The organism is Eubacterium limosum (genome assembly GCF_000807675.2).
In the GTDB taxonomy this organism is placed as follows: Bacteria; Bacillota; Clostridia; order Eubacteriales; family Eubacteriaceae; genus Eubacterium; species Eubacterium limosum.
On the sequence record NZ_CP019962.1, the window covers coordinates 1,173,832 to 1,187,958 of the forward strand.

The 14,127-nt window shown below is 49.0% G+C and carries 9 protein-coding genes; 6 read left to right on the top strand and 3 right to left on the bottom strand.

The features are described from left to right. Nucleotides 1–64: 64 nt before the first annotated feature. The 4 genes from B2M23_RS05490 to B2M23_RS05505 all read left to right on the top strand — a co-directional run bounded on the left by B2M23_RS05490 (nucleotide 65) and on the right by B2M23_RS05505 (nucleotide 6,103). A complete protein-coding gene (locus B2M23_RS05490; protein ID WP_038352061.1) occupies nucleotides 65–1,477 on the top strand; it encodes a trimethylamine methyltransferase family protein in 1,413 nt (470 codons plus the stop codon). A 156-nt stretch (nucleotides 1,478–1,633) separates the two neighbouring features. Then, nucleotides 1,634–3,013, top strand: coding sequence for a sigma-54 interaction domain-containing protein (locus tag B2M23_RS05495; protein ID WP_052237200.1), 1,380 nt, complete (start codon nucleotides 1,634–1,636; stop codon nucleotides 3,011–3,013). A 173-nt stretch (nucleotides 3,014–3,186) separates the two neighbouring features. Continuing rightward, on the top strand, nucleotides 3,187–4,035 hold the full coding sequence (locus tag B2M23_RS05500) for a helix-turn-helix domain-containing protein (protein WP_038352060.1): 849 nt from the start codon (nucleotides 3,187–3,189) through the stop codon (nucleotides 4,033–4,035). After that, the gene (locus B2M23_RS05505; RefSeq protein WP_038352059.1) at nucleotides 4,025–6,103 is read left to right on the top strand and encodes a HelD family protein; all 2,079 of its coding nucleotides are present in this window, start codon (nucleotides 4,025–4,027) and stop codon (nucleotides 6,101–6,103) included. The genes B2M23_RS05500 and B2M23_RS05505 overlap by 11 nt, the downstream gene beginning before the upstream one ends. On the opposite strand, the gene B2M23_RS05510 is transcribed toward B2M23_RS05505, so the two are convergent. From B2M23_RS05510 to B2M23_RS05520, 3 genes are all read right to left on the bottom strand, one after another. Continuing rightward, the gene (locus B2M23_RS05510) at nucleotides 6,100–7,446 is read right to left on the bottom strand and encodes a sodium/glutamate symporter (protein ID WP_038352058.1); all 1,347 of its coding nucleotides are present in this window, start codon (nucleotides 7,444–7,446) and stop codon (nucleotides 6,100–6,102) included. The two genes, B2M23_RS05505 and B2M23_RS05510, sit on opposite strands and share 4 nt — an antisense overlap. A gap of 67 nt (nucleotides 7,447–7,513) precedes the next feature. Further along, entirely contained in the window at nucleotides 7,514–8,959 is a 1,446-nt protein-coding gene (locus B2M23_RS05515) for a trimethylamine methyltransferase family protein (RefSeq protein ID WP_038352057.1), read from the bottom strand. Between the two features lie 34 nt (nucleotides 8,960–8,993). Next, nucleotides 8,994–10,286 carry an MFS transporter gene (locus tag B2M23_RS05520; RefSeq protein WP_038352056.1) on the bottom strand — a complete coding sequence of 431 codons (1,293 nt, stop codon included), beginning with the start codon at nucleotides 10,284–10,286 and terminating at the stop codon, nucleotides 8,994–8,996. Nucleotides 10,287–10,438: 152 nt separating this feature from the next. Here B2M23_RS05520 and B2M23_RS05525 point away from each other — a divergent pair, with 152 nt between their 5' ends. Continuing rightward, on the top strand, nucleotides 10,439–11,149 hold the full coding sequence (locus tag B2M23_RS05525; protein ID WP_052237199.1) for a TetR/AcrR family transcriptional regulator: 711 nt from the start codon (nucleotides 10,439–10,441) through the stop codon (nucleotides 11,147–11,149). A 284-nt stretch (nucleotides 11,150–11,433) separates the two neighbouring features. Beyond that, on the top strand, nucleotides 11,434–14,100 hold the full coding sequence (locus B2M23_RS05530; RefSeq protein ID WP_038352055.1) for a cation-translocating P-type ATPase: 2,667 nt from the start codon (nucleotides 11,434–11,436) through the stop codon (nucleotides 14,098–14,100). Nucleotides 14,101–14,127 lie beyond the last annotated feature (27 nt).

Sequence of the window (14,127 nt, forward strand, 5' to 3'; positions counted from 1 at the left end):
GCTTTTTTGATTTTGGCATAAATATTGCGTTACCTAAACAGCATCAAATACTGGAGGTATTAATATGTATAAACGGAATTTTACAAGAAGCTTTGTCACACAGGAATCCATTGAACTCATCCACGAAAAATCACTGTACTTATTAAAGAATAAGGGGATACGGTTTTGTTCGGAGGAGCTGCTGGAGATGTTTCGGGAAAAAGGGTTTAAGGTTGACGGCGAGCTTGTCTATATAACAGAGGAACAGGTCGACGACGCTTTGGCCTCCTGCCCGAGAAATTTTGATTATGTGTCCAGGGGACACAGGCACCGCGTTGGAACAACTCAGAAAAAAACCATTGGACAGTCCTCGCTTGGGCCTGTCAATGTGCTTAAGGAGGGAGAACACCGCCCGGCTGCCGCAGAGGATTTCGTCAATTTTGTGAAGCTGTTTCAGACAAGCGACGTGATCGACGTGATCGACTGCGAGCTGCTGCATCCAAATGATGTACCGGCCCAGTACAAAACGGATTTTATGACTCTGACACCTATGATCTACAGCGACAAGCCGCTGGCAGGCCTGAACGGAAGCCGGGAAACCTGCCGCAGAGCCATCCAGCTGGCTAAAGAATTCAATGATATTCACGACCAGGTGCTCATGTCAACTTTAATCACCAGTGCGCCGCCCTTCACCTGGGACCGTCTGATGTGTGAAACCATCATCGAATACGCGAAGAACGGACAGTGCAGCTGCATCGCAGGCGTTGGCCTTGCAGGCCTGACAGCGCCGCCGTCTCTGTCAGGCGCGATTATCCAGAATAATACTGAGCGCCTTGCGGGCATTGTGGCCACACAGGTGGTAAACCCCGGCGCGCCGGTTATCTATCAATTCTGCGCTCTGGAAACAGACCTTCGCTACTCGCTCTGTGTATGCGGCGGGGCTGAAACCAGCGTGGAATGGTTTGTCGAAAATGAGCTCGCCAATTTCTACGGCCTCCCCAAGAGATCCCACGGATGTCTTTCAGACGCCAAACAGGACGACTACCAGTCCGGCAGGGAATCCACCATGGTCGGCCTTTCCGCTTTAATGTGCGAGCCGGAGCTGGTCTACATGCTGGCCGGAATTATGGATTCCTTTAATACACTGGGCTATGAAAAATTTATGATGGATGAGGACACCTATAAAATCTGCGGGCGTTTCCTGAGAGGCGTCGAGTTTAAGGAAGAAAACCTCTATATGGATAAAATGGAAAAAATCGAGCACTCGGCTAATTACCTAGCCAGAACCTCAAAGATTTACCGGAACGATTTTGTCTTCCCTGAAATTGCCAATCGGAAGGCTTATTCAAACTGGAAAAAGGAAGACGGCGCCATCAGCGTGCAGGAACGTGCGACGCTTGCCTGGAAAAAACGCCTGGAAGAGTATGTGCCTCTGGCGTTAGATAAAAAGCAGCAGAAAATGGTCGAAGAACTGCTGCCAAAAGAATGGAGATTATAGCCATCCCAGTTATCAGGCTGTCACGCATCTGCGGACAGCCTTTTTGAATGGGAAAAAGCATTTAAGCTGTTCCAGCAGACTTCTCTAAGGTATAATAAAAGGAGTAAAGCCTGAAAAGCGCTTAAGAAAAACTAAGTAAAGGATCAGTACAAGACCATGCTGGATATATCAAAACCATCCCATTCCCAAGAGTATATTGACTATTTAAACGCCATACCCCGGGAGACATTGCTGACGATTCTGGAAAATGCTTTTTCGGAAATTTATGTTCTGGACAAAAATGGCCGCATCATCTATATTAATCCCGCGGCCATACGTTTATATGGGGTACCGCCCGAAGATCTGATCAATAAAAACAGCAAAACAGCAAAAAAGGATCTGTGGGACCCTTACAGCTTTGATATGACAAAGCAGGCCCACCGGGCGATCGTGACAGAGAGCATCTATTATAAAACAAACCGGAGTATGATCTGTATCAATGTCCCGGTCTATAATGACAACGATGAGTTTGAGCTGATGGTGTCCACCTCCCTGGATAACATCCGCGCCGTGGATTTAAGCTATCGTGATCTGAGAAACCCCATTGAGTCCATTAACCTGGATTTCTCAGATGAGATTATTGGAAAAAGCGTCTTGTTCGAGCAGTGCCTTGCAGACCTTGAGAAGGCGGCAAAGTTTGACTGCAATATCCTGATTTTGGGTGAGAGCGGTACAGGGAAGAGCTATCTGGCCCAGATGGTGCACGAGAGCAGCCCGAGAAACCACAAGCCCTTTGTGGCCATCAACTGCGGCGCCATACCGGACGGGCTGCTGGAGAGTGAGCTGTTTGGCTATATGCCGGGGGCCTTCACAGGCGCCAACGTTAAGGGGAAAATCGGCCTTCTTAAAAACGCGGACGGCGGCACCATTTTTCTCGATGAAATTGGGGAGCTGTCTCCAGCCATGCAGGTTAAAATTCTGGATGTTCTGGAAAATAAGCGGTTTTTTCCGGTGGGGAGCAATAAGCCTGAGTATGTCAATATCCGGATCATTGCCGCGACCAATCAAAATTTAATGAATGCCATCCGGGAGAAAAAGTTCAGGGAGGATCTCTATTGGCGGCTCAATACCGTAAAGGTTGTGCTGCCGCCTCTGCGCAAAAGAAAGGAAGATATTTTCTATCTGGCGACCGCTTTCCTGAACGACTTTAACAAGCGCTACAACACGAATAAAGTTTTCAATGAAAAAATACTTTCCTGCTTTAACAATTATGACTGGCCGGGCAATGTGCGCCAGCTCAGGAATGCTGTGGAGCGCATGATCATTTTATCCGACGGCATTATTATCAATGAGGAGCTGTTTTTCCGTTATCTGGACCAGGAGGAAGACCGGGAAGAGACCGACGGCGAAACCTACAATGTAGAGGAGTTTAAAAAGCAGACGGTCATCAAGCTCTATGCAAAGCACAAATCGAGCCGGGCAGTGGCCAGACGTATGGGCATCAGCCAGTCCACTGCCAATCTTTTGATTAACAAGTACATTAGAAATAAAGAGTGATGCAGTGAAAGCTGAATGCTCTCGGAAGAAGAAACCTCCAGGCGGTCTCTGGCCGTGAAGGAGGTTTCTCTGCTTTTGGAGGACGCCCGGACAAAAAGCGCAAGCAAGAGCAAGAAATATTAAAACACCTCCGATATAATGGGGTATAATGCTCTGAGAAAGGAGTGGCAATAATGAACAACATCGAAAAAGTACAGGCCGCCATTGATTACATAGAGGACCATCTAACCGAAAAGCTGGATCTTGACATCATTGCCGGTGCAGTCCATTATTCAAAATACCATCTGCACCGCGTCTTTTCAAAAACTGTGGGGCTGACCCTGCATGAGTACCGGAACCGGCGGCAGCTGACAGAAGCTGCCAAGCTGCTGGTTTTTTCGGAGGGGCCCATACTCGACATTGCACTGTTGGCCGGGTATGAGAGCCAGCAGGCCTTTACCACAGCCTTTTCGACCATGTATAAACAGTCGCCCAGCCAATACCGCGAAAATGAAAAATTCTATCCGCTGCAGCTGAGGTTTCAATTTGAAGGGAGCTATAATATGCGAAACAGCACAGAAAAAACACAGTGGAAGATCACCTATGCTGATGAGAGCGATATCCCCTGCTGGATGGCCCTGGTCCGCCTGGTCATCGACGGATTTCCGCACCTGTACGAGGAGGAATATGTCGGTGAGCTTAGACGCCGAATCCGCAAGCGGCAGGCATTGATCCTGAAGGATGGCGAGGCGGCTGTCGGCGCAATGCTTTTTTCCGGTGAAACCGGCAGTATTGATTTTATGGGGACACATCCGCTGTACCGCAGCCAGGGAATCCCCAGGGCGTTTCTTGATAAAATGATGGGTGAGCTGCTCAAGGGCAAGGATATCAGCATCACCACCTACCGGGAGGGTGACAAGGCCGACACCGGGCACCGGCAGGCCATTGTGGATCTGGGTTTTGCCGAAGCCGAGCTCCTGGTGGAATTTGGCTATCCTACCCAGCGCTTTGTTTTGCCAGGGGAGAGAAGCGATGAAGTATAAGGAAAGATGCCAGCCAGAGCGCGGAACCAGCGCCGTCCCCTTTCCAGAAGAAATCAGCCATCTGGCAGAGGTTGCCAGTCATCTGGATACAGCGCTTAAAGCCGCAGAGGGCCGCGTGGGGCTGGCGGATGAGCATTATATGGATACCAAGCGTTACATGGTTGAAAACCGGGGGGAAATCGACCCTCACGAAATGTTCCAAAATGAGCTGGCCTTAAAACAGCTGGACCAGAAAGGCGCTTTTGCAGTGGGCGTCCGGGAAAAGCTGGCACGGCTGAAGGCCTCCCCCTACTTTGCCCGAATTGATTTTCAGTATGAGGAGGGGGAAGACGCAGAAAAATTTTATATTGGGCCGGCGTCCTTTAATGATAACAATGAGCTGCTGATCTGTGACTGGCGCGCGCCTGTGGCAGGCATGTTTTATGACTGTGAGGTGGGGCCTGCAGGCTATGAAGCCCCCTCAGGTAAAATCGAAGGCCGTCTGACCCGAAAGCGGCAGTTTAAAATCAAAGATGGAAAAATGGAGTATGCTCTCGAAAGCTCGGTCAATATCCAGGATGATGTGCTGCAGCGTGAGCTGAGCCATACCTCTGATGAAAAGATGAAATCCATTATCGCGACGATCCAGAAAGAGCAGAATCAAATTATCCGAAACGAGAAGGCCGGAACGATGATCATCCAGGGGGTAGCGGGATCGGGTAAAACCTCCATTGCCCTGCACCGGATTGCCTTTCTGCTTTACCGTTTTAAGGATCAGCTGTCAGCGGCTGACATCAGCATTTTATCCCCTAACAAGGTGTTTGGGGATTATATTTCAAATGTTTTGCCAGAGCTGGGAGAAGAGCCCATCTGCGAAATAAGCTTTGAGGATATTGCCGAAGAACAGCTGGAAGGAAAATTTCGGTTTGAGAAGGAAAAAGATCCGCTGGAGACTGAGGATGAGCGCTGGGCAGAACGGACCCGGCTGAAGTCGAGCCTTGAGTTTAAAGGGAAAATGGACGCCTATCTGAAAAGCCTGCCCAAAAACATCCTTGCCCCTGAGGATTACTGCTTTGGTCGGTTTAAGGCAGAGGCGGCCTGGATAAAAACCATGTTTGAGGCGGCCAGCGGTCAGCCCTTTAAAAAACGTCTGAAGCTCATGGCGGAGACGATCCATGAGCGGTTTGAGGCGGATAATATCCGGGGTGAGGAGCTTCCAAAGCCGGGTGCCATCCTGAAAAGCCTCAATGCCATGCTCAGGGTGAAGAATACCTTTCCCCTTTATAAAGACTTTTACCGACAGGCAGAGCTGTCACATATGCTTGTCATGCCTGAAAAAAAGACCTTTGAATGGGCAGATGTCTACCCATATCTGTATTTTAAGAGAGCCTTTGAGGGCTTGAGGGAGAATAAGTCAACAAGACATCTGGTGGTCGATGAAATGCAGGATTATACAGCGGTCCAGTATGCGGTGATCAACAGTATTTACAGCTGCCCTAAAACCATCCTGGGCGATTTTGGGCAATGCGTCAATCCAAATAATCAAAATACACTGGACGATATGAGAAGGCTTTACAGCGGCGCGGAATACGTGGCGCTTAACAAGAGCTACCGTTCCACCTGTGAGATCATACAATTTGCCGGGAAAATACAGCCGGTCAGCGCATTAGAGCCAATGGAGCGGCACGGTGAACCGCCAGAGGTTATTCGCTGCAGTAACCAAAAGGAAAAGCTTGAAAAGCTTGTGAATAAAATCCGGGCTTTCGAAAAAAGCGGCTGGGCATCTCTGGGGATTATCCTGAAAACAAATCGCGAGGCGCAGGCATTGTATGCTCTGCTCTCAGAAAAACACAGTGTCCATCTGATCACGCCAGAGGGCACACGGTTTAAAAACGGCGTTTCCGTTACCTCTATCCAGATGGCCAAGGGGCTGGAATTTGACGCAGTCCTTATCCCAGACGCAGACAGCAGGCATTACAGCGACGCGTATGAGAGAAGCCTGCTGTACGTTGCCTGCACCCGGGCCATGCACAGCCTGACGCTTCTGTACAGCGGGGAGATATCTGCGCTGATCCCAGAAACGCTTTAATACAAACTGCGCTGGTTTCTTTTTTTTATGCGTTGTGCGCTGATGAGGAGAAAAGCGAAAAAGATAAGGAGTACACAGCCGGTAAGGAATCCATGATGGTATGCGGCAAAGACGGGGATAAAGGTAATCATGGCCAGCTCAATGATCGAGATCAGCACATAGGCAAAGCCGTAATCCTCCAGAGTACCGCTTTTCATATCCGGGTCGACAATCCGAAGAAGAATGATGCCAATGGCGACAACACCCATATTCCAGCCAAAAATAAAAATCCCCCGCTCAAACCAGTTGTCGGTGTACAGCTTTTTACAGATAACAAAAACATAGAAAAGGCAATAGGCAACGCCCAGCAGACTCATGATGATAATGGGGAGAAGATACTCGCTCACGACAGAAATGCGGATTGAGGCTATGCCGAAAAAGACAAGATAATCTGTAATGCTGGAACCAACCCGGCTGATGGTATTGCGGTCAATACTTTTATCAAGACGGACAAGCTTCAGAAACCAGTTAATAAAAACACCGCAGAACATGGAAAGGCAGACCATGGGCAAGGAAAAGTTTAAATTGAGCAAACCGTAGAGATAGTCAATCAGATATGCGCCGCCAGCGGTCATTAAAATTAATGCCAGATGCCAGGTCAGGGTTTCCAGGGAGATGGAGCAGGTGGTTTCCCTGCCGAGTGTTTTTTGTTCAGCAGCGTTGAAAAAGCCTGTGCGCATGCTTTCGGGAAGGCCGGACATATTGGTGATATACTGGGTATAGCCTTTCTTGATGGCGTAATTAATGGCGGCAATACCAATTAAAACCCCCAGGATGAGACCAATGGTAGCAAAGGTCTGACCGATGGTAATAGCCTCCTCCCAGCCGGCAATATCCTGCAGGGTACCGCCGATTGAGGCCGCATAGCCGTGTCCGCCAGCAAACCCGGCCGGCATCATAAGAGCAAAGGCGGAATGAAGATCGGGAAAAAGCAGCGCAAAAACAGAAGTGCCAATAACCAGTGCGAATCCAAACTGTCCGGTTTCGGCGGCCATGTTAAGCAGAAAGGTATCTTCTACGCTGGTGATCATTTTTTTAAGGCCTCCGTTGGATTGACGCCCGATAAAGAGCGACCCGAAAAGGACAATGATCAGCGTGTAGGGATAGTTGGAAAGTGCGCTGCTGAAGGGAAGCACAGCCAGCCCCTCCGGACCGAGCAGGAGACCCAGAAAGCCGGCGATTAAAGGAGCGGGCAAAAAAAGCTTCTGTATTATTTTGATTTTTGCGCGGAGTATCTGGCCAGTAAAGATTAACAACGACGCCAAAGCAATATCTGTAATAAGCGATGTGACTGAGTATTCCATAATATCCCTCTTTTTCAGAATAGCACAAAATGCAGGGAAAACAAAATATTTTCCCTGCAAGTCCAGCCTAAATTGATTCTTTGTAGGAATCCGGCAGATAGGCTTCTATAATTTTCAGCCGATCGCCTGAGATATCCGGTGCGGTATACGCTGCGATACGCGCTTCAACGGCTTCCTTCAAGACAGAACGCACAGATTTTGAGCCGGCATTCTGCCACTGATTAGGGTCTTCTTTATTCATATATTTTGACATGAAGAATTCCTGACGATAGGTTTTAGGGGTTCTGCCGGAAAGGAAGGTGCCGCGCGGTCCTGTTTTTTCAATGTCTTTCATTAAAAAGAGCTTGTCCTCACAGTTGACACCGTGCTGCATCCGCCGTGCCATAGTGTAGGCTTCCTCATCCATCAGGAATTTCTCAAAGCTGATCACATTGAAGGCGCCGATGGTGCCGCAGCCGTGATGAATAAAATCAGCGCCGCAGTCAACAGAGGCTTCGATCATCATCATTGATTCCATCCCTGCCTGAATATCACAGTCCTTTGCATCACTCAGACCGCCGCCGGTGCGGAAGGGAAGGTGGTAATAATCTGCCAGACCAGCCGTCACATAGCAGACGAGTGCGGTTTCGGGTGTACCGATCGTCAGCTGAACGGCCCGCATGTCGGTGGAGCCTGAGGTGTTGCCGTAAATAAATGCGCAGTCAGGGTTGATGAGCTTGCAGAGAACATAGCCCATAAGCACCTCAGCATTGGTCATGGCCATCATCCCTGCAATGGAGGCAGGGGCAGTCATCAGCGGCATACCGCAGGGCGCCAGCCAGATGGCCTGGCCGGCCTCGCAGATAGCATAGGCCATGTCGATCTGTCCGCCGTGCAGCGCGAGGGGCGTGAGCGTGTTCATGAGACCTACATGAACAATTTTCTCATTTCCCTCAATCCCTTCAAAAGCTTTAAAAAGATCGATGCCCCGTTTATATTCTGAATAAATCTGTTCCTCAGGCACGTTAAACATGTTTGGACGTGCAGTACAGGCGGGCTTATGGCTGTATTTTAACGCGGTTACCATATTGCCGTATTTTAGCTGGTCATCTGACATATGTGTATGGTCGACGGTAAAGTTAATGGAGTTAAAGTCAGTGACTGGGCTGGTGTCAGAGAGCTTAAACTGCCGGATAACATCATGGTCATCCATTTTCCGGATATAGCCGTCATCATTGATATAGATGTTGCTGGAGGCTGGGCCGACCAGCGAGCTGCCGCCGCCAACGGTAAGAGGTTTGTCCAATGTACTGGAATACAGATCAAAGGTTGGTTTTGCCAGAGCCAGTGCGGCGTCAACCATTTCAGCGCTGAGCCTGACAAGATGGCCTTCCACCTGGGCGCCATGCTGTTTTAAAAGGGCGCAGGCTTTGTCATGTTCGACCTGGACACCAATGTTTTCAAGAATGTACAGAGATTTTTCATGAATTTTTTCAATTGCTGATTTAGAGATATATTTTTCGTAGTTTTTCATTTTTAGTTACACTTTCATCTTTAGACTGAGAATTTTATTGTTCAACACTGGAGGAGGCTTCTTCCTTTTCTGCGGCAATGCGCGCCAGACGGATTGCCTTAAGCTCCTTGATATTTTCTTTATTGCGGATATGGAAGATAATGGCAATGACACAGGCAAACAGGGCAAAGGCTCCGGATATGTTAAAGATTATGCCATAGCAGACACTGGGGTCATTGTTCTGGATAATATTTCCGTTTATGATGGGTAAAAAGCTGTCTGGCAGAAAGCCGATGGTCGATAAAATACCAGTGACCGTACCGGCCATAAACAATGGCATCTTGGCTTCGGACTGTGTTGCAAAATAAAGCCCTCTCACAGCGCCGATTAAAATATAACCCATCGCACCGCCAACAAAAATACCGATGACATTGGCGGCGCCGGTTGGAAGCAGGGGCAGACCAAAGTTAAAAGCCGCCAGAAGAAGTGTCATAACGATGATGGATTTGGAAATCCCAAACCGGTCTCCGACCAAGGCTGAAATGTAAGAGCCGACCGGGCGCATGTATTCACGGAAATTTCCAAGGATAGCACCGCCAAGGGCAGAGAGGCCGAACATGCTGGTAGCGTAAGGCGTAATATAGCGAAGATTGACATTAGTGGCAAAAACACCAAGGATAATAAAGGACATAAGCCATACATTAGGGTCCTTTAACGCAGAGAGCAAAATTTTGATCACGCCCTCCCCTTCAGGTTTTTCGACAGTATCGCGGTCAAAGATAAAATGGATCAGCAGGCCGATAAGGACGTTCATACCGGCAAAAATATAGATAACAATTCGGAGACCAAAGATTTTGTCAGCAAAGACGCCAAAAAGAATCAGGGCGACAGTGCTTACAATTGACGATAGAACATTACGTGTACCCTCCATGGAAGCGAGAGCAGTACCCTCACCGCCGGCCTTTGCGAAAATACGCGTTGCCTTGATGAGGGCAGCCCAGAATGTCAGCGTTGTTGTGATTCCCATGGCTCCGAACAGGATAACCATGACCGTGTAGGAAGGGAAGAATCCGACAAAGACAGCCAGGAGCCCTGTTGCAAGATAGGATAGGGACAGCAGCGTCTTGGAGGAGATGCGGTCAGCAAGCAGGCCGCCTAAAAAATATGTGGCAATGGTCATCGTAGTATAAGCACTCTGGATAACACCTAACTGGATATCGGTAGCGCCGGTGGCGGCCTGGAAGGTGTCATAATACAGACCGATCATGTAAGGAACATAGTAAATGATACTGGCACCGCTCAAACACAGGAATTGAACAATACGTTTTAAATTCAATTGCTTTTTCATAAATTTCCTCTCTCTTTCTGCAAAAATACCGCGCGTAATATTTTATACAGTATAAAAAGTATTTGATGGATAGAATTATACAGTATAAAATTTGATATGTCAACGTTTTTTATACTGTATAATTTTTATCTTCAAAGGGTTTTATTTTTTGAATGATGTGTTATAATAGAGAAAAAATAAGAAAAAATGGCCGTTTAAGGGAAGGAAGTGATCGTATCACCTATAAAAAAAGCAAGGAAACCAATGACCGGATTGTGGCAGTGGCCCGCAAGCTTTTTTATGAGAAGGGCTTTAAAAAAACATCGGTCCGCCAGATTTGTAAGGATGCGGGGATAAATCATTCTTTGATTTATTATTATTTTAAATCAGGCAAGTACGGCATTGCCCAGTACCTGATTAACGAGCATATAAGAAAATGTATAAAAGCCCTGTCAAAGCATTATTCATATCAAAGCGATTATTTACTGTACCACCTTTTACTGCTCAGGTTTTTATTCAGAGAGATTTCACAGGACCCCATAGAGCTGGAATGCTATATTAACGCCTGGGAGGAGGAGCAGATTGACCGTCCTTTTTCCATCGAAACCTACACCATAGCAAAAGGTCTGGGTATGAATGTCAGCTATACAGACGTTCAGACCGCTGTGCTGATGAGCGATTATGTATGGAAGGGCCTTTACGAGGCTAAGCAGAACGGAATCCTCGAGCTTACAGATTCAGAAATACGCAAGCGCACAGATTTGACACGGTGGATGAATATCGGTTTGGACAAAGCGTTTATTCTTGAAAAAATCGCGGTGGCAGAGGAGCTTTTAAGAGATATTCCAATCTATCATATCCATTTGATTTTAGAAGATGGATGAAATAATGACAGCGCCCTTTGTTAAATCTTCCTTAATTCCCTTGACGTTTACCGTTTTTTTATGTAGAATTTAGAAAATATTTATATTAAAAGTAAAGGAATTTTAATTGATGGACGACAGTGACGAGAGTGACACCGACCGAAAAATCAAAACCTTAAAAGCGAATAAGTCTCAGAGTATACAAGGCATAGTCACGCCCATTTTGCACATGGGTGGTTTGACTGTGCCTTTTTTATATTCTGGCTTAGATAAAACTTTTATATGAAAGGGGTGGTTTATCCAATATGGATAATCACAGACAGAAGCCTTGGCACGCGCTGCCGGCAAAAGATGTTTTTGCCGGCCTGCAGACCTCAGAGGAGGGCCTAAGCGATGCTGAGGCAGCCGAAAGGCTAAGAAAAAACGGACGCAATGTGCTGCGTTCAAAACCGCCGAGATCCATTGCGCAGATGCTCTGGTCTCAGATCACAGACCCCATGGTCCTTATTTTAATTGGCGCTGCCATTTTTTCAGCAGTGCTGAGGGAATGGACAGAGGCAGGAGTCATTTTTACCATCGTTGTGCTGAATGCTCTTATTGGTATTGTCCAGGAGAAAAAGGCCCAGTCCTCTCTGGAGGCATTGAAAAACATGAGCGCACCCACAGCCCGCGTACTGCGGGAGGATGAGGAGAGCGTTGTGCCTGCCAGTGAGCTAGTGACCGGGGATATCGTATTTCTAAGTGACGGGGACATGGTGCCCGCAGACCTGCGGCTCATTGATTCGGCCAACCTGAAGGTGCAGGAGGCGTCCCTGACCGGGGAGTCTGTCCCGTCAGAAAAGGACGCGGATGAGCTGTTTCCTGAGCGCTGCGTATTGGGTGACCGGGGCAACATGGCCTATACCTCCTCCATTGTCACCTATGGCCGTGCCACTGGTGTGGTGGTGGCAACGGGCATGAACACAGAGGTGGGTAACATTGCCGGTATGCTCGACAGTCAGGATGAGACGGATACGCCGCTTAAGCGTAAGCTGGGCGCGGTGGGTAAAACACTGACCATCATTGGGGTCATTGTCTGTGTGCTGATCTTTGCCATCGGCGCCATTTACCACCGGCCGTTGATTCCGCAGTTCCTGGTGGCTATTTCTCTGGCCATTTCCATTATTCCAGAGGGGCTGCCCGCCACGGCTACCATTGTTATGGCTCTGGGGGTTCAGCGTATGGCTAAAAGAAACGCTTTGATCCGTAAGCTGCCTGCGGTGGAGACTCTTGGGAGTGCTACAGTTATCTGCAGCGATAAAACCGGGACGCTGACCCTTAACCAGATGACGGTTACCCAGGTAGCGGTAAATGGAGACTTTGAGGCAGGACAGGCCGTTATGGTCGACGCGGCAGCTGAGGCGCATCCTGAGGTATACCGTGAGCTGATGGTTGCGGCGGATTTATGCAACGATGCCAGCTTTGATCCGGACCAGGAGGGCGCGATAATCGGCGACCCTACCGAAGGTGCGCTCCTGTACATGACAAAAGCTTTTGGTCTGGACCATGATAAGATGGAGGACACCTATCCCCGGGTTTTTGAAAACCCCTTTGACTCTGATCGGAAGCGCATGACTACGGTTCATCCAGTTGGGGGGCAGCTGACGGCTTACACGAAGGGCGCGGTAGACGAACTGCTTCCCTTTTGCACCCGGATGCTCACTGAGCAGGGAGTCCGCCCTATGACGGAAACCGACCGGAAAAATATTCAACGGCTTTGTCTTGAGTTGTCCGAAAAGGCGCTGCGTGTGCTGGGCTTTGCAACAAGGCAGCTTGAGGAAATCCCGGAGGATGAGGAAGAAAATATAGAGCATGACCTGACCTTTATCGGTGTTGTGGGGATGATTGACCCGCCGAGAAAGGAAGTCGCAGAATCGGTAAGAACCTGCCGGAAGGCGGGAATCCGCACGGTGATGATCACCGGCGACCACAAGGTTACAGCCATTGCGATAGCCCGGGAGTTGGATATTTTCCAGGAAGGAAATACGGTGCTGACCGGCGATGAGCTGGAGCGCCTGTCAGAGTGTGAGCTCGAAGAGGCAGTGAAGACCACCACCGTCTATGCCCGGGTATCGCCAGCAGACAAGCTGCGGATCATCAAGGCGCTCAAGCGGAGCGGGGAGATTGCGGCTATGACCGGGGACGGCGTCAATGACTCACCGGCCCTTAAAGCAGCGGACATCGGTGTTGCCATGGGGGTCACAGGAACGGATGTGGCCAAGGAGGCCGCAGACATGATTCTTTTGGATGACAGCTTTACCACCATTGCCTACGCGATTAAGGAGGGGCGGCGTGTTTACCGGAACATTCAAAAGGTTATTCAGTTTTTGCTGGCAGGCAACATCGCCGAAATTTTAACCCTTTTTGTGGCAACCGTCTTTAACTGGGATGCGCCGCTGCTGGCGGTTCATATTCTGTGGGTCAACCTGGCAACCGCAACTCTGCCGGCGCTTGCCCTGGGGGTAGACCCGGCAAGCAAAAATATCATGCGCCATCCGCCGGTTAAGTCGGGTACACTGTTTGAGCGGGACCTTATTTTCAGAGTAATCCGCCAGGGGGTTTTTGTCGCGGCCATGACGCTTGTGGCCTACTGGATCGGTTTTAAGACAGACAGCCACATCACTGGCCAGACCATGGCTTTCTGTGTGCTGGCGCTCTCCCAGATGCTCCGGGCCTTTAATCAGCGTTCTAATACTGAGCCGGTCTGGGTGCGGGCCGAAGGCGCAAACCCATGGCTGATCCTGTCCTTTGTGGTATCTGCCGCGCTGATGGCCTGTATTCTCTTTATTCCACCGCTGCAGGCAGCCTTTAAGGTAACGCTGCTGAGCGGCAGCCAGTGGCTAACCGTCATAGGGCTTTCACTGCTCTCTGTTGTCCAGATAGAGGTTGTTAAATGGATTAAACGGATGCGGGGATCAAAGGCCAGCCGTTAAGAAAAATAATAAAGGGTCCTGTGGTTT

What these genes read in the sequence shown, in the direction of transcription:
- B2M23_RS05525 (WP_052237199.1), top strand. Translation starts at nt 10,439, where the DNA reads ATGATGTGTTATAATAGAGAAAAAATAAGAAAAAATGGCCGTTTAAGG.
- B2M23_RS05495 (WP_052237200.1), top strand. Translation starts at nt 1,634, where the DNA reads ATGCTGGATATATCAAAACCATCCCATTCCCAAGAGTATATTGACTAT.
- B2M23_RS05505 (WP_038352059.1), top strand. Translation starts at nt 4,025, where the DNA reads ATGAAGTATAAGGAAAGATGCCAGCCAGAGCGCGGAACCAGCGCCGTC.
- B2M23_RS05490 (WP_038352061.1), top strand. Translation starts at nt 65, where the DNA reads ATGTATAAACGGAATTTTACAAGAAGCTTTGTCACACAGGAATCCATT.
- B2M23_RS05515 (WP_038352057.1), bottom strand. Translation starts at nt 8,959, where the DNA reads ATGAAAAACTACGAAAAATATATCTCTAAATCAGCAATTGAAAAAATT.
- B2M23_RS05500 (WP_038352060.1), top strand. Translation starts at nt 3,187, where the DNA reads ATGAACAACATCGAAAAAGTACAGGCCGCCATTGATTACATAGAGGAC.
- B2M23_RS05510 (WP_038352058.1), bottom strand. Translation starts at nt 7,446, where the DNA reads ATGGAATACTCAGTCACATCGCTTATTACAGATATTGCTTTGGCGTCG.
- B2M23_RS05530 (WP_038352055.1), top strand. Translation starts at nt 11,434, where the DNA reads ATGGATAATCACAGACAGAAGCCTTGGCACGCGCTGCCGGCAAAAGAT.
- B2M23_RS05520 (WP_038352056.1), bottom strand. Translation starts at nt 10,286, where the DNA reads ATGAAAAAGCAATTGAATTTAAAACGTATTGTTCAATTCCTGTGTTTG.